Here is a 24,712-nt window from a genome sequence, read left to right as displayed (position 1 = left end):
GCAGCCGGGCCCCGACGGGGTGCCGCTCGGTGTGGTAGGTGTCCAGCAGGCCGGGGGGCGCCCAGCCCCGGACGGTGGCGGCGAGCTTCCAGCCGAGGTTGACGGCGTCCTGGAGGCCGGTGCTCAGCCCCTGCCCGCCGGCGGGGAGATGGACGTGGGCGGCGTCCCCGGCGAGCAGGACCCGGCCCCGGCGGTAGGCGGTGGCCTGGCGGGTGGCGTCGGTGAAGCGGCTGACCCACTCGGCCTGGCCGCCGGCGATGTCCTCGCCGGTGATGTGCCGCCAGGCCGCGGCCACTTCGGCGAAGGAGGGCGGTTCGGCGCGTTCGCGCGCCGGGGCGGCGTCCGGGCAGACGATGACGCGGTCGACCCCCTCGCGCAGCGGGGCGGCCATCACCATCCCGCCGGGCAGCCGTTCGCCGAGGAACCGCGACCGTATCGCGCAGCCGGCCACGTCGGCCAGGTACATCTCGCGGGTCGCCGGGGTGCCGGGGAAGGCGAACCCGGCGGCCTCGCGCACCGTGCTGCGTCCGCCGTCGCAGCCCGCCAGGTACGCGGCGCGCAGCCGGCGGACGCCGTGCGGGGTGCGGACGGTGGCCTCGACGGCGTCGCCGAGGTCGGCCAGGCCGGTCAGTTCCCAGCCGCGCCGGATGTCCGCGCCGAGGCTCCCGGCCCACTCCTCCAGCACGGCCTCGGTGCGGGCCTGCGGGATGCCGCGCGCCCCGAAGTGGGCGCCGGGCAGGACGGAGTAGTCGAACTTCAGGCCCCCGAAGTGGCCCTCCGGGCTGGTGTGGACGTCCTCGCCGAAGAGCGGCAGCACACCGCGCTGGTCGAGGACCTCCAGGGCGCGGGCGGTGAACCCGAGCCCGCGGGACTGCCCGCTGGGCCGCGGCAGCCGCTCCAGCACGACGACGCGCGCACCGCCCAGCCGCAGTTCGCCCGCGAGCATCAGCCCGGTCGGCCCCGCGCCGACGACCACCACGTCGGTGGCCTCGACGGGCCCGGCGCTCCCGGCGGTCGCTCCGGCCGCCCGCCCGGGGACGCCGCCCCGGGCGGCGTCCGCGCGGTACCAGGCGACGGTGGCGGCGAGCCCCTCGTCCAGGGGCACGCGCGGCGCGTACCCCAGCTCCTCGCGGATCTTGCGGTCGTCCAGGGCGTAGCGCCGGTCGTGCCCCTTGCGGTCGGCCACGTGCCGGACCAGGGAGGGGTCGGCCCCGCACAGCCGCAGCAGCCGCTCGGTCAGGTCGAGGTTCGTCAACTCCTGGCCGCCGCCCACGTTGTAGACCTCGCCCGCCCGGCCTCGGGTGAGCACCAGGTGGACGGCCCGGCAGTGGTCCTCCACGTGCAGCCACTCGCGCCGGTTGCGGCCGTCGCCGTAGAGGGGCACGGGTTCGCCGCGCAGCAGGCGGGTGACGAAGTGGGGGATGAGCTTCTCGGGGTGCTGGCGGGGGCCGTAGTTGTTGGAGCAGCGGGTGACGGACACGTCCAGCCCGTGGGTGCGCCAGTACGCCCGTGCCAGGAGGTCCGCGCCCGCCTTCGAGGCGGCGTAGGGGGAGTTGGGGAGCAGCGGGGAGTCCTCGGTCCACGCCCCCTCGTCGATGGAGCCGTACACCTCGTCGGTGGAGACGTGCACGACGCGTCCGACGCGGGCGCGCACGGCCGCCTCCAGCAGCGTCTGGGTGCCCAGCACGTTGGTGCGGGCGAACTCCGCGCCGGATCCCACCGAGCGGTCCACGTGCGACTCGGCGGCGAAGTGCACCACCGCGTCGTGGCCGGGCAGCAGTTCGGCGAGCAGGTCCGGGTCGCAGACGTCGCCGTGGACGAAGTCGAGCCGCTCGTGGGAGGCGGGGAGGGCGGCGCGGTCGCCGGCGTAGGTCAGCCGGTCGAGGACGGTGACGCGCGGCAGGCCGTCGCCGAGGGTGCCGTCCAGCAGCGACCGTGTGTAGTGGGAGCCGATGAACCCGGCGCCCCCGGTGACGAGGATCCTCATGACGCCGCTCCCCGCACCCCGGCGGCCCGGTCCTCGGTGATCTCCATGATGTACCGCCCGTAGGGGGAGCCGGCGAGGGCCCTGCCGAGGCGGTGGCAGGACTCGCGGTCGATGTACCCCATGCGCCAGGCGATCTCCTCGACGCAGCCGATGCGTACGCCCTGCCGGTGTTCCAGGATCTGCACGTACTGGCTCGCCTCCGTCAGGGCGTTGTGCGTGCCGGTGTCCAGCCAGACGAAGCCGCGGCCCAGTTCGACGAAGCGGGCCTTGCCGCGCCGGAGGTAGGCGAGGTTCACATCGGTGATCTCCAGCTCGCCGCGCGCGGAGGGGCGCAGGTCCCGGGCGATGCGGACGACGTCGTTGTCGTAGAGGTACAGGCCGGTGACGGCCAGCCGGGAGCGGGGTGCGGCGGGCTTCTCCTCGATGGAGACGAGGCGGCCGGCGGCGTCGGTCTCCCCGACGCCGTACCGCTCGGGGTCGCGCACCGGGTAGCCGAAGAGGACGCAGCCGTCGACGTCGCGGGCGCTGGAGCGGAGGAGTTCGCCGAAGCCGGGGCCGTGGAAGATGTTGTCGCCGAGGACGAGGGCGACGGAGTCGTCGCCGATGTGGTCGGCGGAGACGAGGAACGCGTCGGCCACGCCTCGCGGTTTGTCCTGTTCCGCGTAGGTCAGGGTCAGGCCCAGCGAGGAGCCGTCGCCGAGCAGGCGCCGGAAGCCGGCGACGTCGCCGGGCGCGGAGATGATCTGGATGTCCGTGATCCCGGCCAGCATCAGCACCGACAGCGGGTAGTAGACCATGGGTTTGTCGTAGACCGGCAGGAGTTGCTTGGAGACGCCGAGGGTGATCGGGTGCAGCCGCGATCCGTGCCCGCCGGCCAGGATGACTCCCTTCACGCCGCCGCCTCCCCCGGCTCGCCGAACCAGCGCCGCAGGGCCGCCCGGAGCCCGTCCTCCGACGCCCGCCCGTCCTCCGCGGCCCAGGCGACGTGGCCGTCCGGGCGGAGCAGGACGGCGTGCGTGCCGTCCGGCAGCCCCTCCGGGCGCGGCCCGTCGAGGCGGGCGGCGGTGTACCGGACGCGGTCCGCCCACGGCGCCGCCGCGGCGCGGAGGCGGTCGTGGCCGGCGAGGTCGAGCAGGACGCCGCCGCCGGTCCGCAGCAGGTGGAAGGAGGTGGCGGGCGCCCCCGCCACGACCAGCGGGAGGAGGGGCAGCCGGGCGCCGAGCGGCGGACGGTCGGTGCCGGGGCCCATGGCGTAGCGGACGTCGAGGCCGGAGATCGTCCCCGCGAGGTGGACGCGGACCTCCTCCAGGGGGATCAGCTCGCCGAGGAGGGCGCGCAGCGGCTCGGTCCCGGCGCCGCCGAGCAGCAGGCCCGCCTGGATCCCGATGTTTTCCAGGACCCGCCGCCCGACGGCCCGCCGCTCGGTGTCGTAGCTGTCGAGCAGGCCCGGCGGGGCCCCGCCGCGGACCGTGGCGGCGAGCTTCCAGCCGAGGTTGACGGCGTCCTGGAGGCCCAGGTTGAGGGCCTGTCCGCCGACCGGCATCTGCCGGTGGGCCGCGTCGCCGGCGTAGAGGACGCGGCCGTGGCGGTAGCGGGCGAGCTGCCGGGAGGCGTCGCCGAAGGCGTTGACCCACAGCGGGGTGCCGTGCCCGATGCGCTCCCCCGTGACCCGCTCCCAGACGGCGGCGACCTCGCCGAACTCCGGCTCGGCGGTGCGCCGCCGGGCCACGGATCCGAACGCGTGGACCATCACACGGGTCACGCCGTCGGCGCGCCGGGCCGCGACGGCCAGTCCGCCCGGCAGGCGTTCGAAGCGCCGGTCCGGGACGTCGATGCCGGCCACGTCCGCGCGCAGCAGCTCCCGGCGCGCGTCATGGCCGGGGAACAGGGGTGCCAGCAGCCGGCGGACGGTGCTGTCCTCCCCGTCGCAGGCGACCGCGTAGGCGGCGCGGACGACGACGGTGCCGTCCGGCCCCGCGGCCCGGCCCTCGACGTGGTCCTCCCCCGCCGTCAGGGCGTGCAGCGTGTGACCGCGCAGCAGGGCGGCGCCGAGCGCACGGGCCCACTCCTCCAGGAGTTCCTCCGTCCGGCCCTGCGGCACCTTCCACTGCCCGGGGTGGGGTCCGGGCAGGGCGAGGCCGAGCGGGATACCGCCGAAGTGGCCGCGCAGTTCGCGCGGCGGGGTGCCGAGCCGGCCGAGGAGCCCCCGGCCGTCCAGCAGCTCCATGGTCCTGGCGTGCAGGGTGGAGGCGCGGGACTCGGTGGTCGGGCCGGTGCGCCGCTCCAGGACCGTCACCTCGGCGCCGCCCAGCCGCAGTTCGCCCGCGAGCATCAGCCCGACGGGGCCGCCGCCGACGACGAGGACGTCGGTGGTGACCACGGTCGTGCTCCCGTCCGCCATGGTCAACGCCTGCTCTCCGCGTAGGCCTTGGCGTGGCCCAGGGTGGCGCGGCTGTTGGCGCCGAGGGCGTCGCGCACGTAGGACCGGGCGTCGGCGAGCGTGGCCCGCGGGCCGAGGACCGCGGCGATGTTCGCCGTGTCGATCACGACGGTGTGCTGGGAGGTGGCGGCCACGCGGCCGTCGGCGGCCGGGCGGAAGGTCCAGTACCCGGTGTGCAGGCTCATCAGCGCCGGCAGGGTGACCTGCTTGTAGACGATCCTGTCGTGCGGGAAGCACACGCGGAACGACTCGGTGGTGTGCGTCGAACCGTCCTTCGCCACCGTGTCCATCCGCAGCCGTTGCAGCCCCGGGACGTCCTCCGTGAGCCGGACGGCGGCCACGTGCGGCAGCCGGCGCTCCCACAGGTGCGCCTCGTCGACGAAGGCGTAGGCGTCCTCGGCGGCGCCTTCGATGTGCACGGTGTCCTCGAAGGAGAACTCCCGCTCGTCGCCGGCCCGTTCGGCGTGGGCCTTGAGCGCGGCCAGTTCCGCGCGGGAGTTGCGGTCCACGGCCCGCTCGATCCACTCCAGCCCCGCGGGGTCGTCGCCGACCGCCCGGTAGTCGTGCAACAGGCGGACGCGGGAGGTGTCCGGCGTGAGCGGTTCGATCACCCAGGAGCCGCCCATCGAGGCGACCGGCGGGCTGGAGACCTCCTGCCGGAAGCGGATCCGCAGGGCGTCCGGGTCGAGGGAGCGGCGGGACGTCCAGCTCTTGGCCTCGCCGTTGGCGGTGGCCCAGATGCGGATCCGCTCCTCGTCGCCCTCCCGGCCCAGGTGGTCGACGTGCAGGGTCGGCGGGAAGACCCGCGGCCAGTTCCCCACGTCGGCGACCAGCCGGTACACGGCCCCGGCCGGTGCCCCGACCGTGATCCCGTGTTCCACCTCGCGCATGCCCTCTGCTGTCGTCACGGCTGTCTCCCTCTCCTCGGCCGGCTCGTGGAATGTCAGAAGTTGCCCAGGCCGCCACAGACGTTGAGGGCCTGGGAGGTGATGGACGCCGCGGTGTCGGAGGCGAGGTAGCCGACGAGTCCGGCGACCTCCTCGGGGGTCGCGTAGCGCCCCAGCGGGATCTTCGCCCGGAACCTGGTGTGGACCTCGTCCTCCGTGGTGCCCCAGGCCGCCGCGTAACCCTGGCGCACCCGCTGGGCCATCGGCGTCTCGACGTAGCCGGGGCAGACGGCGTTGACCGTGATGCCCGTCGGGGCCAGTTCGTTGCCGAGCGCCTTCGTGAAGCCGACCACGCCGTGCTTGGACGCGGAGTAGGGGGCGCCCAGCACGACGCCCTGCTTGCCCGCTGTGGAGGCGATGTTGATGATCCGGCCGCGGTCCTTGGCGCGCATCCCGCCCGTGTTGAGCACCTCGCGGGTCATCCGGAAGACGCTGTGCAGGTTGGTGTCGATGACGTCGAACCACAGCTCGTCGGTGATGTCGGCGGTCGGCCCGCCCCCGCTCCGGCCGGCGTTGTTGACCAGGACGTCGACCGGGCCGAAGCGGTCCACCGCGGACCGCACGAAGGCCCTCACGTCCTCGTCCCGCCGCACGTCCAGCACCGTGCCGTCCGCCTCGGCCCCCTCGGCGCGGAGTTCCTCGACGGTCGAGGCGACCTTCCCCGCCCCCCGCGCCCCGATGAACACCCGGTGGCCGGAGGCGGCCAGGGTGCGGGCGACGGCGAGGCCGATGCCGCTCGTGGCACCCGTGATGACGGCGGTGCGCCGGTCCTGCTGGGGCATGCTCGCACTTTCCTTCCGCGTGACGCGTGACGCGTGGGGTGATGAGGTGAGTCCGCCGCTGTCAGGCGGCGGGGGCGAGGCGGGAGTTGACCGCCCGGAGGAGTGCGCGGGGGGTGTCGGCCTCGCCGAGAACGGAGTCGTCGAGGACGATGCCGTACTCGCGCTCGATGCGGCTGCCGGTCTCCAGCAGGGCGAGCGACTCGTAACCGAGCTCCTCGAAACGGCTGTCGAGGATGTCCCCGTCCAGGCCGGCGCCGTCGGCGCCCGCGCTCTCCAGCAGGATCCGCTTGAGGTCGGAGAGGGTGAATTCGGTGGCGTTCACATCGTTCCCTTCGTCTGCGGGACAGGGTGCGGGGGTGTGGATCCCGGCGTGTGGAGCGGGGGTCCGGGGCGGGCGGGACCGGTCACGGGGCCGCGGCCCGGACGGCCATCGCCGAGTTGAAGCCGCCGTGGCCGCGGGCCAGCACCAGGGCGGTGCGCAGCCGCGCCGGCCGCGGGCCGCCGGTCACCAGGTCCAGGGCGAGGGCGGGGTCGGCCTCGACGTGGACCGTGGGCGGGATCAGCTGCTCGCCGAGGGCCAGCAGCGCCGTGCCGAGGTCCAGCGGGCCCGCCCCCGAGCAGAGCCGGCCGGTCATCGTCTTGGGTGCCGTGACGGGCACCCCGCGCGGTCCGAAGACCGCGGCGATGGCCTCCGCCTCCGCCCGGTCGAGACCGGGGTCGGCGGCGGCGTCGGCGAGGACCACGTCCACCTCCGCGGGCACCAGACCCGCGTCGGCCAGGGCGAGTTCGATGGCCTTGCGCAGGCCCGGCGGGCGGCCGCCGCCCGGACGGGGGTCGGTCGTCGCCCCGTACCCGGCGATCTCGCCGTACACCGTCGCGCCGCGCCGGCGGGCGGCCCCGGCGTCCTCCAGGACGAGCATCGCCCCGCCCTCCCCCGGCACGTGCCCCTGGGCCCGGGCGTCGAAGGGGAGGTACGCCCGCTCGGGGACCCCGGCCGTGCTCAGCCGGCCGCTGGCCGACTGCGCGACCCAGCCCCAGGGGCACAGGGAGGCGTCCACCGCGCCGGACACGATCAGCGGGGTGCCCTTGCGGATCAGGCGCCGGGCCTGCGCGACGGCGTCCAGCCCGCCCGCCTGGTCGGCGACGAGCACCCCGCTGGGGCCCTTCATCCCGTGCCGGATGGACACCTGGCCGCTGTTGACCGCGTAGAACCAGGCGAAGGACTGGTAGGCGCTGACATGGCGGCCGCCCTTGCTCCACAGGTTCCGCAGCTCCCGCTGGCCGAACTCGAAGCCGCCGGAGGCGCTCGCGGTGACCACTCCCATGTCGGAGGGCGGCCTCTCGGCCGGGTCCACCCCGGCGTCGGCGAGCGCCCAGTCGGCGGCGGCCAGCGCGAGCCTGGTCATCCGGTCCGTCTGGGGCAGCAGCCGGCCCGAGAGGTGGTCCTCGGCCACGAACCCGGGGACCTCGCCGGCCAGTCGCGCCGGATAGCCGGTGGCGTCGAAGCGGCTGACGGGGCCGATGCCGCCGCGCCCCGCCAGCGTCGCCTCCCAGAAGGCCCGGGTGCCCAGCCCGTTGGGGGCCGCCACGCCGAGGCCCGTCACCACCACGGGGGTACTCATGCCGCTCTCCTGACCGGCCGGTCCGGCCGCGCCAGGACCATGGCGCTCTGGAAGCCGCCGAAGCCGCTGCCGACGGTGAGCACCGTGTCGGTGCGCCGGTCGCGCGCGGTCAACGGCACGTAGTCCAGGTCGCATTCGGGGTCGGCCGTGTGCAGGTTGGCGGTGGGCGGCACCACGTGGTGCTCCATGGCCAGCGCGCACGCGGCGATCTCGATGGACCCGATGGCGCCCAGCGAGTGCCCGACCATCGACTTGATGGAGCTGACCGGGGTGCGGTAGGCGTGCTCGCCCAGGCTCCGCTTGAACGCGGCGGTCTCGTGCCGGTCGTTCTGCCGGGTGCCCGAACCGTGGGCATTGACGTAGTCGATCTCTTCGGGGTCGATCGCGGCCTCGTCCAGGGCGGCGGTGACGGCCTGGGCCATCTCCGCGCCGTCCGGGCGCAGTCCGGTCATGTGGTACGCGTTGCTGCGCGTGGCGTACCCGGCGATCTCGGCGTAGACGTGGGCGCCGCGCCGCAGCGCGCCGTCCAGTTCCTCCAGGACGAACACGGCGCAGCCCTCGCCGAGGACGAAGCCGTTGCGGGAGAGGTCGAAGGGGCGCGAGGCGCCGGCGGGGTCGTCGGTGCGGGGGGTGGTGGCCTTGATGGCGTCGAAACAGGCCACCGTGATGGGCGAGATGGGGGCGTCCGTGGAGCCGGCCACCATGACGTCGGCCGTGCCCTCGCGGATCAGTTCGACGGCGTGGCCGACCGCGTCGATGCCGGAGGTGCAGCCGGTCGAGACCACGCCGCTCGTCCCCTCCGCGCCGACGGCACGGGCGACTTCGGCGGCGAAGGAGCTGGGCACCATGCAGTCGTAGAGGTGCGGGACCGCGTAGGCGTGGTCGACCAGCTCCAGCCGTCCGCCGTCGCTGACGACCCCGTACTCCCGGTCCAGGGACGTGGTGGCGCCCACCGCGGTGCCGATGGACACCCCCACCCGGTACGGGTCCAGCCGCCCGAGGTCGAGGCCGCTGTCGGCGACCGCGCCGCGCGCGGCGACCACGGCGAACTGCGCGGCCCGGTCCATGCGCCGGATCTCCTGCGGTCCGAGGCCGTGTTCGCGGGGGTCGAAGTCCATCTCGGCGGCCACCCGGGAGCGGAACGGGGCGGGGTCGAAGAAGGTGATGCCCCGGGTCGCGGTCCGGCCGTCGGTGAGCAGCTGCCAGAACTCCTTGACGCCCACCCCGCCGGGCGCCAGGACCTCCATGCCGGTGAGGGCGACGCGCCGGCCGCTCACGCCGACGCCTCCCAGGAGTAGAAGCGGGTGGCCATGGCGTCGGCGGGCGAGCGCCAGGTCGGCGGGTCGTACGCCTCGACGAACGGCTTGAGGTCCTCGCTGATCCGCACGAACCTCGGGTCGGTCCGGGCGCGTTCGATCCGCTCCCCTCCGTCGGCGGCGTCGAAGTCCTGGAGGTGGAAGTACAGGCCCCGGTAGGAGAACAGCTGGCGGCGGCGCGTCCCCATCCGGTGCGGCATCTCGGTGGCGTCAAACTCCGCGAAGAGCCTGCCGACCTCGTCACCGGAGGCGGGGTGCATCCGGGCGACGATCAACGTGCTGTGCATGCGTGTCTCTCCTTCGTGGGCTCGCGCGGAAGCCTCGCGACGGCGCGGGGCACGGCTCCCCCGGCGCGCGGTGGTCGGAGGGGCTCCGGTCCGGGCACGCGATGTCTGCGGGACGTCGTGTCCGCGGGACGTCCGCGGAATGTCCACGGAACGGCGCTCGGGGGCGCCGCACCGGTCCGGTGTGCACACAAGACTGTGCGGTCCCGAACGGTCGTTCAAGGACGTCTTTCTCAGGGCGGCGTCATGAGACGTCAGAACCGCGGCGGCCGGCTCAGGAATGTCCGGCACCGGTCAGCCGGACGTCAGGGGCCGGTCATAAGCGGAAGGCGTCGCCCGACATGATCCGGTCATCCGGCGCCCCGGCCCGCCCCGGAACGCGGTCAAGGGCCCTCCGCAGCCTGCGGACGGCCCTTGGCCTGCCGGTTTCATCAATGGGTGTCAGGGGTGGCCGAGTTGGAAGCCGACGCCGCGGACGGTGAGGATCCAGTCGCTGGTGCCGAGTTTGTTGCGGAGGCTGCTGACGTGGGTGTCGATGGTGCGGCGGGACCAGATGTCGCCCCAGACCTGCTGCATGATGCGTTTGCGGGGGATGACGGTGTCGGGGTGGGAGGCGAGGAGGTGGAGGAGGTCGAATTCCTTGCGGGTGACGTCGATGCGGTGTCCGTGGAGGGTGACGTGACGGGCGGCGGTGTCGATGCGCAGGGGGCCGTGGATGATGACGGGGGGTGTGGGGGTGGTGGGTTGGGCGCGGCGCATGACGGCGTCCATGCGGGCGAGTAATTCGGGCAGGCCGTAGGGCTTGACGAGGTAGTCGTCGGCGCCGGCCTGCAGGCCCAGGACGCGGTCGAGTTCGGTGCCGCGGGCGGTGACGGCGATGACGGGGGTGGGGCCGGCCGCGCGGACGCGGCGGCAGACCTCCAGGCCGTCGAGGTCGGGGAGTTCGAGATCGATCAGGAGGAGATCGGCCTGTTCGAGGGTGCGCAGGGTGTCGTGGCCGGTGGTGACGTGATCGACGTCGTGGCCGTGGCGCTGGAGCGCGCGGATGAGGGTGTCGGCCTGCGTGGTGTCGGTTTCGGCCACCAGCACCCGCCAGGCGGAAGCCGACCGGTCACCCGAGGGCGGCGGTAGCTCGGGACCGGCCGTCAGAACTGATCTGGTCACAGGTGCCCCCAACTGGACGATCGATGCACGGACGAGCGGGGTGGCAAAGCCGGGCCCACCCCCACACCATGATCAGGCAAAGCGGAGAAGTCGACCGTCCTGTTCCGGCCACTCCCCCGAGAAAAGTTGACACATGGCCGGAATTCGCTGCCGAGCCATGACACAAGCTGTCATCCGTCTGTCATTCCCGGGGTTGAACGGGGCACCGGCACCGTCGAAGCTGGAGGCCCGGCCCCGCCGGACCGGCACACGGCCGCGCGGCCCCCTCCTCGGGCCCGCGCCCGGGCCCTCCCTCCCGGTCCCGCCGGCCGACGGCCCCCGTCCGGCCTGCCGGTCCGGTCTCGGCAGACCCGCCGCGGACGGCACACGCCGTTTCCGCCGTCCGGGGCCCGCTCCCTGTGAAGGAGTTCTCTCATGACGGTGGCAGCCACCGCGGTCGCGCCGCTCCCGGGCCACGCACTGCTGGTTCTGCTGCTCCAGGTGGGCTGCCTGCTGCTGGTGGCGTTGCTGCTGGGCCGGCTGGCCCGGCGGTTCGGCATGCCGCCCCTGGTGGGCGAACTGGCGGCCGGGGTGCTGCTGGGCCCGTCGCTGCTCTCCCGGGTGGCCCCCGGCGCGGGCGGCTGGCTCTTCCCCCAGCGCGTGGAGCAGATGCATCTGCTGGACGCCCTCGGGCAGTTGGGCGTGATCCTCCTGGTCGGTTTCACCGGTATGCACGTGGACCTCCGGCTGGTGCGCCGGCAGGGGCCCCGTGCCGCCGGGGTGAGCGCCGCCGGGCTGGTCCTGCCGCTGGTGCTCGGCGTGTGGCTGGGCCTGCTCATGCCGGGCCGGCTGCGCGCCGAGGGGGCCGATCCCGTGGTCTTCGCGCTCTTCGTGGGGGTGGCGATGTGCGTGAGCGCCATCCCCGTGATCGCCCGGACCCTGCTGGACATGCGGCTGATCCACCGTGACGTGGGCCAGTTGATCCTCGTCGCCGGGACCGTCGACGACGCGGCCGGCTGGCTCCTCGTGTCGCTGATCGGGGCCATGGCCACCACCGGTCTGCACCCGGCGGGGGCAGGTCTCGCCCTCGCCCACCTGGCCCTGCTGCTGGCCGGGGCGGCGACCGTCGGCCGGCTCCTGGTCGGCGCGGCGCTGCGCGCGGCCGTCCGCGCCGCCGTGCCCGGCCTGCCGGCCGTGACGGCCGTGGTGCTGATGGTCCTGTCCGCCGCGGCCTCCCAGGCGCTGGGCCTGGAGGCCGCCCTCGGCGCGTTCCTCTGCGGCGTCCTGATGGGGGCGTCGAAGGGCGTGGACCCCCGGGAGCTCGCGCCGCTGAACACCACGGTGACGTCCGTCCTGGCGCCCCTGTTCTTCGCCGGCGCGGGGCTGCGGATGGACCTCTCCTCCCTGGCCGACCCCACGGTCGCGCTGTGGGGACTGGCGGTCTTCGGCACCGCCGTGCTCGGCAAGTTCCTGGGGGCCTTCGCCGGCGGTCTCGCCGCCCGCATGGGCCGGTGGGAGTGCCTCGCGCTGGGCGCCGGCATGAACGCCCGCGGCGTGATCGAAGTGATCATCGCGATGACCGGGGTCCGGCTGGGCCTGCTGACGGTGGAGACCTACAGCGTCGTCGTGCTGGTCGCGGTGCTGACGTCGCTGATGGCGCCGCCGCTGCTGCGGCTGGCCATGGACCGCGTGGCGCACACCCCCGAGGAGGCGGCCCGGGAACGGCGGGTCCTGGCGCTCCAGGGCGCCGACGCGGGCGGCGGCCGCCCGTAAGTCCCCGCCCCCTCCGGTCTCTTCTCCCGAATCCCGTTTCTCTCGAAAGGTGAACCATGACCACCGCAGGAAAGGCCCTCTGGGATAGCGACGGCGCCGCGCGTCACGACGTGGCGATCCTCGGCGCCGGCATGGCCGGCGGGATGCTCGGCGCGGTCCTCGCCCGCAACGGGGTGAAGGTGCTGCTCATCGACGCGGGCGTCCATCCCCGTTTCGCCGTGGGCGAGTCCACGATCCCGTACACCTCGGCGATGACCAGGGTCATCGCCGACCGGTACGAGGTGCCGGAGATCGCTCCGCTCGCCGGCTTCCACGGCGTCCAGGAGAAGGTCTCCCCGATGAGCGGCCGCAAGCAGAACTTCGGGTTCGTCTACCACCGGGAGGGCCGGCCCCAGGATCCGCGGGAGATCAACCAGTTGGTGATCCCCGAGTGGCAGCGCACCGAGAGCCACCTCTTCCGCCAGGACACCGACGCCTACCTGTTCAACCTCGCCGTCTCCCTCGGCGCCGAGGCCCGGCTCGCGACCCGGATCCAGGACATCGCGACCGGACCGGACGGGGTGCTGCTGCGGTCGGACCGCGGCGAGGAGTTCCGGGCCGAGTACCTCGTGGACGGCAGCGGCTTCCGTTCGCCCGTCGCCGACGCCCACGGACTGCGGGAGGAGCCCACCCGGGCCCGGCACCACTCGCGCACCCTCTTCACGCACATGGTCGGCGTCACGCCCTTCGACGACGCCCCGGCCGCCGCCGCGCACAAGCAGCCCAGCCCCTGGCACAACGGCACCCTCCACCACGTCTTCGACGGCGGCTGGCTCTGGGTGATCCCCTTCGACAACCACGAGGGCGCCCTCAGCACGCTGTGCAGCGTGGGACTGACCCTGGACGAACGGGTCTTCCCCAAGCCCGACGTGTCCCCGCAGGAGGAGTTCGACGCGTTCCTGCGGCGCTTCCCCGAGATCGCGGCGCAGTTCACCCGGGCCAGGGCGGTCCGCCCGTGGGTGGGCACGGGACGGCTCCAGTACTCCGCGACGCGGACCGTCGGGGAGCGCTACTGCCTGACCGCGCACGCCGCGGGCTTCATCGACGCGCTCTACTCGCGCGGGCTGACCAACACCATGGAGGTCGTCAACTCCCTGGCGTGGCGGCTGATCGAGGCGTCCCGCGACGGCGACTGGTCCACCGAGCGGTTCGCCTACATCGACGGTCTCCAGCAGGGTCTGTTCGATGTGCACGACGACCTGGTCTACAGCTCCTTCGTCGGCTTCCGGCACTACGAGCTGTGGAACGCCGTCTCACGCGTGTGGGAGGCCACCAGCATCGTGCCCACCATGACCCTGGAACGGGCCCACCGCGCCTACCGCGAGACCCGTGACGACCGGGTCCTGCGCGACCTCGAGCGGACGGACACCCCCGGTCTCCCCGCCCCGGCCGGCCGGGAGATCGCCGGTCTGCTGGAGTTCACCCGGCGGACCTGCCAGGAGGTCGAGTCCGGGGCGCTCCCGCCGGAGCGGGCCGCCGAGGACATCTTCGCCCGGGTCCGCGCGACCACCTGCCTGCCCGCCCCCTTCGCCCTCGGCGACCCGGACAACCGCTGCTTCGAGGCGACACCCCGGCTCGTCGCGGAAGCGGCCGAATGGGCCGAGAACGAGGCCCCCGCGCACATCGCCCCCCTTTTCTCCCGGGCCGGTTGATCCTTTCACCGTGAATTCCCGGTGAACAACCAGCCGGTGCGCCACGGTTGAGCGGACGGATACCGTGTGGGCGCCCCCGGAGTGAATGCGGGATTCCGCCCTCCGGGGGCCCTTCGGTGATCTCCGGCCCTACAAATCCGGCCGGAAGATTTGTTAAGTTGCCGGATCATGGTGGGGGGCGGCCCCGTCTTCGCCGCCCCCGCCCGTCCGTCGCGGGCATGCCGCGTCACCGTCGCGGTGGAGATCCAGGGCATGCCGAGCATGACCACCGCGGTCCGTACCGGGCTTATCGCATCGATCGTCCAGTTGGGGGAACCTGTGACCAGATCAGATCTGACGGCCGGTCCCGAGACACCGCCGGCCGTCGCCGCCGGGCCGGCCCTCGCCACCCGGGAACACCGCCGGCCACCGCGCCCTCCGCGTCCCGCCGCGGCCCTGACCCGCCCCGCACCGCCCCTGGGTGACCGGTCGGCTTCCGCCTGGCGGGTGCTGGTGGCCGAAACCGACACCACGCAGGCCGACACCCTCATCCGCGCGCTCCAGCGCCACGGCCACGACGTCGATCACGTCACCACCGGCCACGACACCCTGCGCACCCTCGAACAGGCCGATCTCCTCCTGATCGATCTCGAACTCCCCGACCTCGACGGCCTGGAGGTCTGCCGCCGCGTCCGCGCGGCCGGCCCCACCCCCGTCATCGCCGTCACCGCCCGCGGCACCGAACTCGACCGCGTCCTGGGCCTGCAGGCCGGCGCCGACGACTACCTCGTCAAGCCCTACGGCCTGCCCGAATTACTCGCCCGCATGGACGCCGTCATGCGCCGCGCCCAACCCACCACCCCCACACCCCCCGTCATCATCCACGGCCCCCTGCGCATCGACACCGCCGCCCGTCACGTCACCCTCCACGGACACCGCATCGACGTCACCCGCAAGGAATTCGACCTCCTCCACCTCCTCGCCTCCCACCCCGACACCGTCATCCCCCGCAAACGCATCATGCAGCAGGTCTGGGGCGACATCTGGTCCCGCCGCACCATCGACACCCACGTCAGCAGCCTCCGCAACAAACTCGGCACCAGCGACTGGATCCTCACCGTCCGCGGCGTCGGCTTCCAACTCGGCCACCCCTGACACCCGCTGACGGCCCTGACACCCGCTGACGGCCCTGCCGGCCGTCGGCCGCGCACGGGGTCAGCGCCCGAGCCGGCGGGCGAGCTCGGTCCGGGTGGTGACGCCCAGCTTCCCGTAGGCGCGGTAGAGGTGGTTCTCCACGGTGCGCACGGAGAGCACCAGACGGCCGGCGATCTCCTGGTTGGACAGGCGCGCGACGGCCAGGGACACCACCTCCCGCTCCCGCGAGGTGAGCCGGGCCCGCGGCCGCGGGACGTCCTCGTCCCGCTCCCCGCCCGCCCAGTCCGGCAGCACCGCGCCGCCCGGCGGCAGCAGCCGCCGGGCCGTGTCGGCGGACTCCCGGCACCGGGCCTGCCGGCCGGCCGCCCGGTGGACGGCCGCGGCCCGGGCGGCCGCCTCCGCCGCCCACGGCAGCGCGCCCAGGGCGGCGAAGTCCGCCGACACCGCGTCGAGGGCGTCACCGTCGCCGTCCGCGAGGGCCCGTACGTGCCGCGCCCGGACGGCGGCCGTACCGGACGGATCCCGGCCGGGGGCGGGCAGGGCCGCGGCCGCCCGGCCAGCCGCGCCCACCCGCGCCGCCAGGTGCAGCGCGGCGATCCGCTGCCGGATCCGGCCGGCGGCCCCGGCGCGCTCCGCGACGGCCAGCGCCCGGCGCTCCGCGGCCGCCCGGTCGCCGGCCCGGGCCAGGACGGAGGCGCACTCCAGCGCGACGGCGTCCGCGATCCAGGGGACGGGCAGCGCGGCGTCCTCCGCGGCCTGGGCCTCGTCCAGCACCGCGAGGGCCTCGTCCGTCTCCCCCGACTCGGCCAGGACGGCCGCCAGTTGGGCCAGTCGCCAGGAGTCCGTGGTGAGCCAGTCGGCCGGGCCGCGGCGGGCGGCGGCCTCCCGCAGCAGGAGGGCGGCCTCGGCCGTGCGCCCCGCCCACCGGTGCAGCTCGGCGCCGAGCAACGCGGTGTGCAGCCGGTGGCGGGGGCCGCCGTCCTCCGCCCGCAGCCGCTCCAGCACCGCCGCGGCCGCCGGGGCCCCCTCGGTGTGCAGGGCGACCCGCGCGGTGATCACGGCGTGGTCGAGCCGGCCGTCCTCGTCCCAGGGGCACAGGCCGGAGGGGCACGCGCGGAGCAGGGCCAGCGCGCCCTCGCCGTCGCCCAGTACGTGCCGGACGAGCGCCGCCGGGGCGGCGCTCCGCCGTCCGTCCGGTACCGCCGCCGCGAGGCGGTCGGTGAACAGGCCGGTCAGCAGCCGCAGTTCCATGCTGTCCGGGCGGCCGCCGGACGGGGCGCGGTACTCCGCCTCCGCGGCGAGGGCCGCCGCGTCCGCCGGCCGGTGCAGCCCCAGGGCGAGGTTGAGGAAGCGCGCCCTCAGCAGCGCGGCGGCGCACGCCGCGTCCGCACCGCCCCGCCACGCCCCCGCGAAAAGGGCCTCCGCCTCCTGGTACCGCCGCTGCCCGGCCAGGGCCCTGCCGAGCAGCAGCGCGATGTCGGGCGCGGGCGCCATCTCGAAGGAGTACACCGTCGCGCACAGCCGCTCGGCGAGCCCGAAGTCGTGGTCGCGCAGGGCGTCCAGGGCCGCGTCCCGCACCTCGGCGGAGCCCGGCGACCGGCCCGCGTCCATCCGCAGGGCGGTCGCCCGGGCCCGGTCGCCGCGCCGGCGGGCCCCGGTCGCCGCGATGGCGTCGGCGAGCCGCAACCGCAGGCGGCGCGCCGTCAGTTCGGGCATCGACGCCCGGATCACGGCCTCGCACAGCGGCCGGGTCAGGCGCAACGACAGCCGCGCGCCGGACCGTTCCACCGTGACCACGCCCCGTTCGGCCAACGCCTCGGCGGCGGGGCCCAGTTCGTCCACGACGGGCAGGCCGGCCCCGAGCGGGCCGGCCAGGGCGAGCATGCGGACGAGTTCGCGCTCGTCGTCGGTGAGGTCGCCCAGGAGCAGGCGGGCCAGCTCCGTCAGCCGCCCGTCGGGGGCGTCCCCGGGCCCGTGCCGGTCCGGCGGCACCCAGGCGTACGGCGGGCCGGCGCCGCCGTCCGGCGCGCAGTCCATGAGGTGCCGCAGGATCAGGGCGTTGCCCCGGCTCAGCTCCCAGAACCGGTCCGCGGTGCCGACGGGGACCGGCCCGCCGTACCGGGCGGCGAGGACGCGCGCCACCCCCGTCCGGTCGAACGGGCCGATCTCCAGCGGCCGCAGCGCGTCGTGCAGGACGAGGCGGCGGACGTCCGGGGGGAGGGATGCCCCGGCGGGGGCCGCCGCCAGGACGACCGCGTGTCCGTCGCGCACGGGCCGGCGGAGCGCGGCCAGGGCGGCGGGCCCGGCGAGGTGGATGTCGTCGGCGGCCACCACGGCCCGTTCTCCGGGCTCGGCGGGCAGGTCCTCCAGCCGGAGGACACGGGCGCCGTCGCGCCGGAGCCGCTCCAGCGCGGCCCGCAGCAGCGTGCTCTTGCCGGACCCCACGTCGCCGACCAGCAGGACGCCCGTCCCGGCCCGCAACCGCCGTACGGTCTCGGCGAGTTCGGCGTCCCGGACGGCCGCCAGAAACCCGCCGGCCGCAGCTTCTGCCCCCATGTTCCGCTCCCACGTCGCAGGATCAGGACCGGAGGTCCATGCCAGCACAGAGGCGCGGGGACGTCCAAGGGACCTGACGTCCTCCGGACCTTCCGTTGCCCTTCCCTGTGGTTTCCCGTACGGGAGCTGACGATCGGCGGGTGAGCGCTGCCGTACGATCGCCCGCAGCCATCGACCCAGTGGGGGGACACCGTGGAAACCGCTCCGCCGAGAACAGGGGCCGCCCCGGCCCGCCGCCGCTTCGTGGCCCTCGCGGCCGCCGCCCTGCTGGCCGTTCCCCTGGCGGGCACGGCGGCGGCGGAGGAGGGGGGCACGGCCGGCCGGCCCCCGTGGACCGCCGCCGCCGGCACCTGGTCGGTCCGGGCCACGGGGGACGACGGCGACGTCGTCGACACGGTCATGGAGCTGCGCGCCGACGGCACGGTCTCCAACAACGTGGGCGGCGTGGGGACGTGGCGGGCGACGGGCCCCGGGGCGTTCGTCTTCCGGCTGGACGAGCGCGTCCTGGACGACCGGGGGGACCTGGTCCTGCGTATCGAGATCGAGCAGAGGGCGGTGCTGTCCGCGGACCGGCAGGGGTTCACCGGGAGCGGCACCGCCCTCACCTTCGACCGCCGGTCGACGACGACCGGCGAGTACGCGGTGCGGACCGAGGCCCGCCGGGTCTGAACTCCGGCCGGGGTCAGGCCGGGCGGGGCGCCGTCCGGCCGAACTCCCGCCAGATCCAGACCTGTCCGAGGGCCACGGCGACCAGCGCCGGGAGCGCCGTGACCGACAGCAGGGCGAGCGACGAGGAGTCCGCGATCGCCCGGGAGAGCGGCAGATCGCCCTCGCCGGAGCGGGTGGCCAGGACGGTGGTGCCGTGCGCGAGGGCGACCATGACCGGCAGCGCGAGCAGCGGGGCCGTGCCCAGCAGCAGCGCCGGCACCGGACGTCCGGCGCGCCGGACGAGGTGGGAGGCGACGACGCAGACGGCGGCGAGGGCGGTGACGGCGCCGACGGCCGCCGGGGAGCCGGTGACCGCGGCCCCGACGCCGGCGGTCACGAGGAGCAGCCCCGCCAGGACCGGGGTGAGGACGGCGGCCGTCCGGCCGAGCCGGGCGCCCGGCGCGTCCCCGTCCGGCAGTCCGCGGCCGGCGAAGAGGGCGCCCTGACGCACCGCGGCCACGACGACCAGGGCCGCGCAGAGCAGGCTGAACGGGTGGAACACGTCACCGGCGGTGGCGTCGGCCCGGCCGTCGGCGCCGGTGGACATGCCCCGTACCAGCGTCGCCAGGACGGCGCCCCAGCCGGCGGCCAGGACGGCGCTCGCCGCGGGGAGCACGGTGTCCCAGGTGCGCCGCCAGGCGGGGCCGGGCGTGGCGTGGCGGAACCACAGGGCGGCGTCGCGCAGGAACCAGGCGCAGAGCAGGACGACGACGGGGAGCCGCTGCGCGTGCAGCAGTTCCCCCTCCATCAGGGGCAGGGCCCCGAACATGAGCCCGCCGAAGGCCACCAGCCACACCTCGTTCACGAGGAAGAGGGGGACGACGGTGCGGCGCAGCCTTACGCGTGCGGCCTCGGAGCCGGCGAACGGGATCAGCATCCCCACCCCGAAGTCGACGCTCTCCAGCACCAGGTAGCCGGCGAGGAGCAGCCCGACGAGTGCGTACCAGAAGACATCCACGGTGATTCCCCTGTCAGCGTGCGGTGGTGGGGGTCAGTAGGAGACGGGCACGCCGGCCGCGGGGTTCCGCGAACCGCCGTCCGCCGGGCGGTCGTCGCCGGGGCCCTCGGGGCCGCCGGAACCGTCGGGGCCGTCGGGGCCGTCGGGGAAGAGGTCCGTGTCGCCGAGGAGCCCGGCGTCGGGCCCGAGGCGGGCGTAGCGGACCATCAGCGTCCAGTCGACCAGGGCGAGGAGGCCGAGGACGAGGGTGAACGCCGCGAAGGAGAAGGCCATTCCGGCGGCGGAGACGTCGCCGATGGCGTCGCGGACGGTCAGTTCGCCGGTGACCATCCACGGCTGGCGGCCCACCTCGCGGCTGAGCCAGCCGCAGACGAGGGCGGCGAAGCCGAGGAACAGCAGGACGGCGGGCAGCCGCAGGACGCGCTTGCGGGTCAGTGGCGCGGCGGGGCCGGTGCCGCCGCGGAGGGCGAGGAGCGGGAGCCAGGCGAGGACGGTCATCACGAGGCCGATGAGGAGCATGGCGAGGGAGGCGTGGCCGACCCACGCGGGCGGCATCCAGTCGCCGGGTCCGTAGGCGGCGCGGGCGGCGGCCCGTGCCCCTTCCAGGTCCTCGCCGCCCATGAGGACGGCGTACTTCTGGGGCTGGGTGCCCTTCAGCGCGTCGAGGGAGACGAAGCCGGCGGAGACGACGGCGACCGCGCCGAGGCCGGCGAGGACGGAGCCCTGGCGCAGGGTGGGCCGGAAGAAGGCGATGTCGCGGTCGCGGCGCAGGTGGTGGGCGCTGACGGCCGCCAGGATCAGCCCGGCCAGGAGGGCCACGGCGCCGGCGATGTGGAGGACGGCGTACCAGGTGGCCCCGTTGGTGAGGATGGCGCCCCAGTCGGTGACGCGGGCGACGCCGCCGCGCTCGGCGTGGCCGACCGGCTCCTGCATGAAGCCGTTGACCACCATGATCCAGAAGGTGGAGGCGTACGCGGTGAGGGTGACGCCCCAGATCAGCGCGAGGTGGAGGCGGGGCCGGATCCGCTTGAAGCCGAAGGCCCACAGTCCCAGGAAGGTGGATTCCAGGAAGAAGGCGACGATGGTCTCGATGGCGAGGGGGGCGCCGATGACGTTGCCCAGCACGTGGGAGAGGCCGGACCAGTTGAGCCCGAACTGGAATTCCTGGACGAGGCCGCTGACGATGCCGAGCGCGTAGTTGACGACGTAGAGGCCGCCCCAGAAGCGCACCCGCCGCATGCGCTCCGCGCGGAGGCCGGGATCGCCGGTGCGCGCCGCCCGGGTCTGCATGAGGGCGACGACCGTGACCAGTCCGAGGGTGACGGCGACGAACAGGAAGTGCAGGGTCGCGGTGACGGCGAACTGCAGCCGGGCCAGGTCGACGACGTTCACGTGGCGCTCTCCAGGGGGCGGGACGCGGACAGTTCGCTTGCCATCGGCATCGTTTTGGCCACATCCGCCACAACCGCCGAGTTCTGCAACTGGCGTAACTCCATGGCGTCATCGTAGCGATACGGTCACGCGAAGATCGCCCCACCCCGGGAATGCGGGGCCGCTAATCCGGAATGCGCCGTTCATCTTCAACCGGGCCCTCTCGCCGTCCCCTTCGGGCCCGTCACGCCGTCGGCAGCCACCCCACATGGCCGGCGAGCAGCGCGTAGCCGGTGAAGGCCACGACGTCGATCAGAGCGTGCGCGGCCACCAGCGGGCCGACCCGGCCCCAGCGCCGGTAGAGCAGGACGAAGAGGACGCCCATCGCCATGTTCCCGACGAGGCCGCCGAGGCCCTGGTAGAGGTGGTACGAGCCGCGCAGCACCGCGCTCGCGGCCAGCGCGGCCGCGGGTGACCAGCCCAACTGGCCGAGCCGGCGCAGCAGGTAGCCGACGACCACGACCTCCTCCAGGACCGCGTTCTGGACGGCGGAGGCGATCAGCACCGGGAACTTCCACCAGACGTCGGGCAGCGACTCGGGGACGACGGTCAGATTGGCGCCGGCGGCGCGGGCCCCGAGGTAGAGGAGCAGGCCGGTGCCGCCCACCACGGCGGCGACGGCGGTGCCGCGGGCCAGGTCGGAGCCGGGGCGGCGGCGGTCGAGGCCGATCGCCCGCGGCCCGGCGCCCTCGCGCAGCAGCAGGTGGGCGACGAGGAAGACGGGCACCAGCGCGGTGGCGACGCCGAAGACCTGCCAGGCCAGGTCCAGCCAGGGCCGGCCGGGCGCGTGCGAGGTGTTGAGCCGGGCGGCCTGGTCCTTGAGCCCGCCCGGCCGGGTCACCGAGCCGACGAAGCTGATGAGCGCGGAGACCGCGCTGGCGCCCAGGGAGAGGGCGAGCACCAGCAGGGTCTCCGTCCGCAGGGTCCGCCGCGACGGGCCGGCTCCGGCCGTCCCGTCCGGCCGCGCCTGCGGGGCCTCCGCCGCCTCCCGGGCCTTCTGCCGCACTCCACCACTCCCGCGTCCGTCGTCCGCCGCCCGTCGCCGGCGTCCGTCACAGCTTGCCCGACGGCCCGCGGCGGGACGAACACGGGGTGCGGCCGTGTCAGCCGAGGCCGACGGGCCAGGTGTGCACCGGCTCCCCGGTGGCCATGAGCTCGCAGTAGCGGCGCGTGGTGGCGGCCAGCGCGTCGTGCCGCTCCAGGCCCTTGTCCCGGGCGGCGTGGTAGGTGGCGGTCTGCCAGGACGCCCCGTTGACCCGCCACCGGCAGCGGCCCTCGATGATCCCCAGGTAGCGGTCGCGGTCGGCCGGTTCGACGCCCCAGGCGTCGAGCCCGGCGGCGGCCAGCGGGAGCAGTTCGTCGCGGACCAGGCGGACGGCGGGCACCGGGGCCACGGTGCCGCCGCGGCCCGTCTTCGGCCAGCGCAGCACGGCGTCGATACCGTGCCGGCAGGCGGTGTCGAAGTTCTCGGCGGCGACCGCGAAGGGCAGCCGCGTCCACACCGGGCGCGGCTCCTCGGCGAGCGCCCGTATCAGGCCGTAGTAGAACGCGGTGTTGGCCAGGACGTCGGCCACCGTGGGGCCGGCGGGCAGCACCCGGTTCTCCACCCGCAGGTGGGGAACGCCGTCGGCGATGCCGTAGACGGGCCGGTTCCAGCGGTAGATCGTGCCGTTGTGCAGCGTGAGTTCGTCCAGCCGGGGCACGCCGCCGCCGTCCAGGACGCGCAACGGGTCCTCGTCGCCGCTGATGGGCAGCAGCGGCGGGAAGAACCGCAGGTTCTCCTCGAAGAGTTCGTAGGCCGAGCCGATCCAGCGCTCGCCGAACCAGGTGCGCGGCCGCACCCCTTGGGCCTGGAGCTCGGGCGGGCGGGTGTCGGTGGACTGGACGAACAGCGGCGGCCGCGACTCGCGCCACAGCTCGCGGCCGAAGAGGAAGGGCGAGTTGGCGCCCACGGCGATCTGCGCGGCCGCGATCGCCTGGGCCGCGTTCCACACGGCGGCGAAGCGGCCCGGGGTGACCTGGAGATGGAGCTGGACGGAGGTGCACGCGGCCTCGGGGCAGATGGACCCGGCCGTGCAGGCCAGCCGTTCGACACCATCGATGTCGATGCTGAAGTCCTCGCCGCGGGCGGCCACCACCTGGGCGTTGAGCAGGGCGTAGCGGTCGGCGGCGGAGAAGTTCGCGGGGACGAGGTCGGCCTGGCCGAGCGTCGGCAGAATGCCGATCATCACGATGCGCGAACCGACCTCCCGGGCCTTTCGGTCGGCATAGGCGAGCCCGGTGCGCAACTCCTCGGCGAGCTGGTCGAGAACGGATCCCGACAACCGGTGCGGGACAATGTTCACTTCGAGATTGAACTGCCCGAGTTCGGTCTGGAAATCATGGCTCGCGATCCGCTCCAGCACCTCGGCATTCATCATGCTCGGCATGCCGTCGGGGCCCGCCAGATTCAACTCGATCTCCAGCCCCATAAGGTTGCGGGGACGGTCGAAACGCCGCTCGTCGAGTAACCGCGCCAACGCTTCCAGGCACTGCCGGAGCTTGTCCCGGTGACGCTGCCGGTCGGCCAGGTCGAACCCCGCGGCCGCGACCTTCTCACCCATGGAAGCCCTTCCCTCCTCAAGCGGGCCGCCGCGGCGCCGGCCGCCGTCGTCACGGACGATGATGCCCAGGCGGCGCGATCGAAACGCCTCGCGCCGGCCGCATAACCGGTAGGCTGGAGGCACGGCGCACTCCGGCACATTCCGTTGGCATGACGGCTGCTCCGGGCCGCGGTGATTGCATTGGTCATAAACACCGGCGAGTTTCGGCCTACCGTCCTCGGGAAAGAAACCGAGGTCAGGTGTGTGCGGCTCGGAACGAAATCACCGAAATCCACCCCGCAGGCGGCCCTGATATCCCCTTGCCGGAAATGCCGGCGACAGCTACCCGAAACACCATGTGAACATGTGTCGTATAAACTCGGGTTGAGGCAGAGAGTAGGCCCCGGCAGTCGGTCCCGGCTCCCCCTCTGACCCCGCACACCGACAGCGTCGTCACTGCCCAGCACCGCGTGTCTCCGAAGTGAGAGGCGAACCGTCATGCCCCTGCATGTCCCCCCGCACCCGCGCCTGCCCTCCGCAGCATCCGCACGGCCCTCGGCTCCCCCACCGCCGTCCGCGAGACCCGTACCCCCTCCCTCAAGGCCGCACAGTCGTCGCTCAGCTGCGAACTCCCGCTGCCCGTCCATGTCCTGGAGACGGTTGCCCCGTCCGGCGGTGTGCCACGCACCCGGTTGACGGGGTGGCGCTTCCTCATCAAGGAGGGCGACCGGGCGATCGCGGCGGGCGAGGCGATGCTGACGCCCGACGGCTGGGCGTTCTCGCACTTCTTCGAGGGACCGTACGTCGCCTCCACCGAACTGGCCCTGCGCCAGGCCGAGTCGCTCTCCACCCCGTACCAGCCGCGGCTGCTGACCGTCCCCGGTCTCTACATGTGCACGCTCTGGCTGCACGGCGACGTCGCGGCCGACGCGGCGTCGGGCCTGCCGGCCCCCGGCGACCTGCTGGTGCCGCTCGCCCCCGCGCCACCGGGCATCGCCGCGCACCGTCCGCACCGCTTCGCCGACCTGCTGCCGGTGCTCACGCTCCGGCTGACGGCCGCCCCGCTGCTCCAGCGGTCCGCCTGACCCGGGCCCCCGGCGGCGGCCCGCGGCCCCCTCACCCACTCGGGGGACCTCCGCCGTCGCCGACCCGAACCGACCGAAGCGGCAGCCTTGTTGACAGCAACCGTCCGCATGGGTGACGCGTCCTCCCCTACAGAGGACCGCTGCCATGAAATCCCTGCGGAATCCCGCCCGTAGGGCAACACTGGGACCGACCGACCGAATCGCAACGGGGGGCGGCATGACCACCGCATCGAGCCGCAGCACGGCGTCAGCATCACCGACATCCCAGCGAAA

The 24,712-nt window shown here is 74.5% G+C and carries 18 protein-coding genes and 3 pseudogenes; 5 read left to right on the top strand and 16 right to left on the bottom strand.

The annotated features are described in order from the left end of the window. Positions 1–4: 4 nt before the first annotated feature. The 11 genes and pseudogenes from AC230_RS34660 to AC230_RS11290 all read right to left on the bottom strand — a co-directional run. Positions 5–973 (bottom strand): annotated as a pseudogene (locus AC230_RS34660) (FAD-dependent monooxygenase); the annotation flags it as partial. Positions 974–1,060: 87 nt separating this feature from the next. After that, positions 1,061–1,987 (bottom strand): annotated as a pseudogene (rfbB, locus tag AC230_RS31925) (dTDP-glucose 4,6-dehydratase); the annotation flags it as partial. Further along, positions 1,984–2,880: a glucose-1-phosphate thymidylyltransferase RfbA gene (gene rfbA / locus AC230_RS11330; RefSeq protein ID WP_049716011.1), complete on the bottom strand. Its 897-nt coding sequence runs from the start codon at positions 2,878–2,880 to the stop codon at positions 1,984–1,986. The gene rfbA and the pseudogene rfbB, both read right to left, overlap by 4 nt. Further along, positions 2,877–4,388, bottom strand: a complete 1,512-nt coding sequence (locus AC230_RS11325) for an FAD-dependent monooxygenase (RefSeq protein ID WP_049716010.1) — start codon at positions 4,386–4,388, stop codon at positions 2,877–2,879. The genes rfbA and AC230_RS11325 overlap by 4 nt, the downstream gene beginning before the upstream one ends. Before the next feature lie 2 nt (positions 4,389–4,390). After that, the gene (locus AC230_RS11320) at positions 4,391–5,317 is read right to left on the bottom strand and encodes an aromatase/cyclase (protein ID WP_049716009.1); all 927 of its coding nucleotides are present in this window, start codon (positions 5,315–5,317) and stop codon (positions 4,391–4,393) included. A gap of 53 nt (positions 5,318–5,370) precedes the next feature. Beyond that, positions 5,371–6,156: a 3-oxoacyl-ACP reductase FabG gene (gene fabG / locus AC230_RS11315; protein ID WP_049716008.1), complete on the bottom strand. Its 786-nt coding sequence runs from the start codon at positions 6,154–6,156 to the stop codon at positions 5,371–5,373. A gap of 61 nt (positions 6,157–6,217) precedes the next feature. Next, positions 6,218–6,478 carry an acyl carrier protein gene (locus tag AC230_RS11310; protein ID WP_049716007.1) on the bottom strand — a complete coding sequence of 87 codons (261 nt, stop codon included), beginning with the start codon at positions 6,476–6,478 and terminating at the stop codon, positions 6,218–6,220. A gap of 82 nt (positions 6,479–6,560) precedes the next feature. Further along, positions 6,561–7,778, bottom strand: a complete 1,218-nt coding sequence (locus AC230_RS11305; protein WP_049716006.1) for a ketosynthase chain-length factor — start codon at positions 7,776–7,778, stop codon at positions 6,561–6,563. Beyond that, the gene (locus AC230_RS11300; RefSeq protein WP_078871161.1) at positions 7,775–9,055 is read right to left on the bottom strand and encodes a beta-ketoacyl-[acyl-carrier-protein] synthase family protein; all 1,281 of its coding nucleotides are present in this window, start codon (positions 9,053–9,055) and stop codon (positions 7,775–7,777) included. Before AC230_RS11300 ends, AC230_RS11305 begins: the two co-directional genes overlap by 4 nt. Beyond that, entirely contained in the window at positions 9,052–9,381 is a 330-nt protein-coding gene (locus AC230_RS11295) for a TcmI family type II polyketide cyclase (protein WP_049716005.1), read from the bottom strand. The genes AC230_RS11300 and AC230_RS11295 overlap by 4 nt, the downstream gene beginning before the upstream one ends. A gap of 438 nt (positions 9,382–9,819) precedes the next feature. After that, positions 9,820–10,461 carry a response regulator transcription factor gene (locus tag AC230_RS11290; protein WP_422125578.1) on the bottom strand — a complete coding sequence of 214 codons (642 nt, stop codon included), beginning with the start codon at positions 10,459–10,461 and terminating at the stop codon, positions 9,820–9,822. Between the two features lie 495 nt (positions 10,462–10,956). Between AC230_RS11290 and AC230_RS11285 the strand changes: the two genes are divergently transcribed. The 3 genes from AC230_RS11285 (at position 10,957) to AC230_RS11275 (ending at position 15,119) form a co-directional block, all read left to right on the top strand. Next, the gene (locus AC230_RS11285; protein WP_049716003.1) at positions 10,957–12,294 is read left to right on the top strand and encodes a cation:proton antiporter; all 1,338 of its coding nucleotides are present in this window, start codon (positions 10,957–10,959) and stop codon (positions 12,292–12,294) included. A gap of 56 nt (positions 12,295–12,350) precedes the next feature. Continuing rightward, positions 12,351–13,985 (top strand): NAD(P)/FAD-dependent oxidoreductase, encoded by a 1,635-nt coding sequence (locus tag AC230_RS11280; protein ID WP_049716002.1) that lies wholly within the window; start codon positions 12,351–12,353, stop codon positions 13,983–13,985. Positions 13,986–14,153: 168 nt separating this feature from the next. Next, positions 14,154–15,119, top strand: a complete 966-nt coding sequence (locus tag AC230_RS11275; protein WP_422125577.1) for a response regulator transcription factor — start codon at positions 14,154–14,156, stop codon at positions 15,117–15,119. Positions 15,120–15,179: 60 nt separating this feature from the next. On the opposite strand, the gene AC230_RS33620 is transcribed toward AC230_RS11275, so the two are convergent. Beyond that, on the bottom strand, positions 15,180–17,675 hold the full coding sequence (locus AC230_RS33620) for a helix-turn-helix transcriptional regulator (RefSeq protein ID WP_049716001.1): 2,496 nt from the start codon (positions 17,673–17,675) through the stop codon (positions 15,180–15,182). A gap of 192 nt (positions 17,676–17,867) precedes the next feature. On the opposite strand from AC230_RS33620, the gene AC230_RS11265 reads away from it, so the two are divergent. Then, entirely contained in the window at positions 17,868–18,344 is a 477-nt protein-coding gene (locus AC230_RS11265; protein ID WP_157868555.1) for a hypothetical protein, read from the top strand. Between the two features lie 13 nt (positions 18,345–18,357). Here the strand turns inward: AC230_RS11265 and AC230_RS11260 are convergent, their stop codons facing one another. The 4 genes from AC230_RS11260 to AC230_RS11245 all read right to left on the bottom strand — a co-directional run bounded on the left by AC230_RS11260 (position 18,358) and on the right by AC230_RS11245 (position 23,375). After that, positions 18,358–19,341, bottom strand: coding sequence for a cytochrome d ubiquinol oxidase subunit II (locus AC230_RS11260; RefSeq protein WP_049715999.1), 984 nt, complete (start codon positions 19,339–19,341; stop codon positions 18,358–18,360). Positions 19,342–19,374: 33 nt separating this feature from the next. Then, positions 19,375–20,733 carry a cytochrome ubiquinol oxidase subunit I gene (locus AC230_RS11255; RefSeq protein WP_078871159.1) on the bottom strand — a complete coding sequence of 453 codons (1,359 nt, stop codon included), beginning with the start codon at positions 20,731–20,733 and terminating at the stop codon, positions 19,375–19,377. Between the two features lie 223 nt (positions 20,734–20,956). Continuing rightward, positions 20,957–21,778 (bottom strand): CPBP family intramembrane glutamic endopeptidase, encoded by an 822-nt coding sequence (locus AC230_RS11250; RefSeq protein ID WP_422125576.1) that lies wholly within the window; start codon positions 21,776–21,778, stop codon positions 20,957–20,959. Between the two features lie 97 nt (positions 21,779–21,875). After that, complete coding sequence (locus AC230_RS11245; RefSeq protein WP_049715998.1) at positions 21,876–23,375, bottom strand: glutamate-cysteine ligase family protein; 1,500 nt, start codon at positions 23,373–23,375, stop codon at positions 21,876–21,878. A gap of 477 nt (positions 23,376–23,852) precedes the next feature. Here AC230_RS11245 and AC230_RS11240 point away from each other — a divergent pair. Next, positions 23,853–24,439 (top strand): annotated as a pseudogene (locus AC230_RS11240) (hypothetical protein). The last annotated feature ends 273 nt before the right edge of the window (positions 24,440–24,712 follow it).

The sequence above is a fragment of the Streptomyces caatingaensis genome (assembly GCF_001187435.1).
Lineage (GTDB): Bacteria > Actinomycetota > Actinomycetes > Streptomycetales > Streptomycetaceae > Streptomyces > Streptomyces caatingaensis.
Note: the sequence above shows the minus strand (reverse complement) of the source record. Positions and strands in the feature narration are given on the sequence as shown.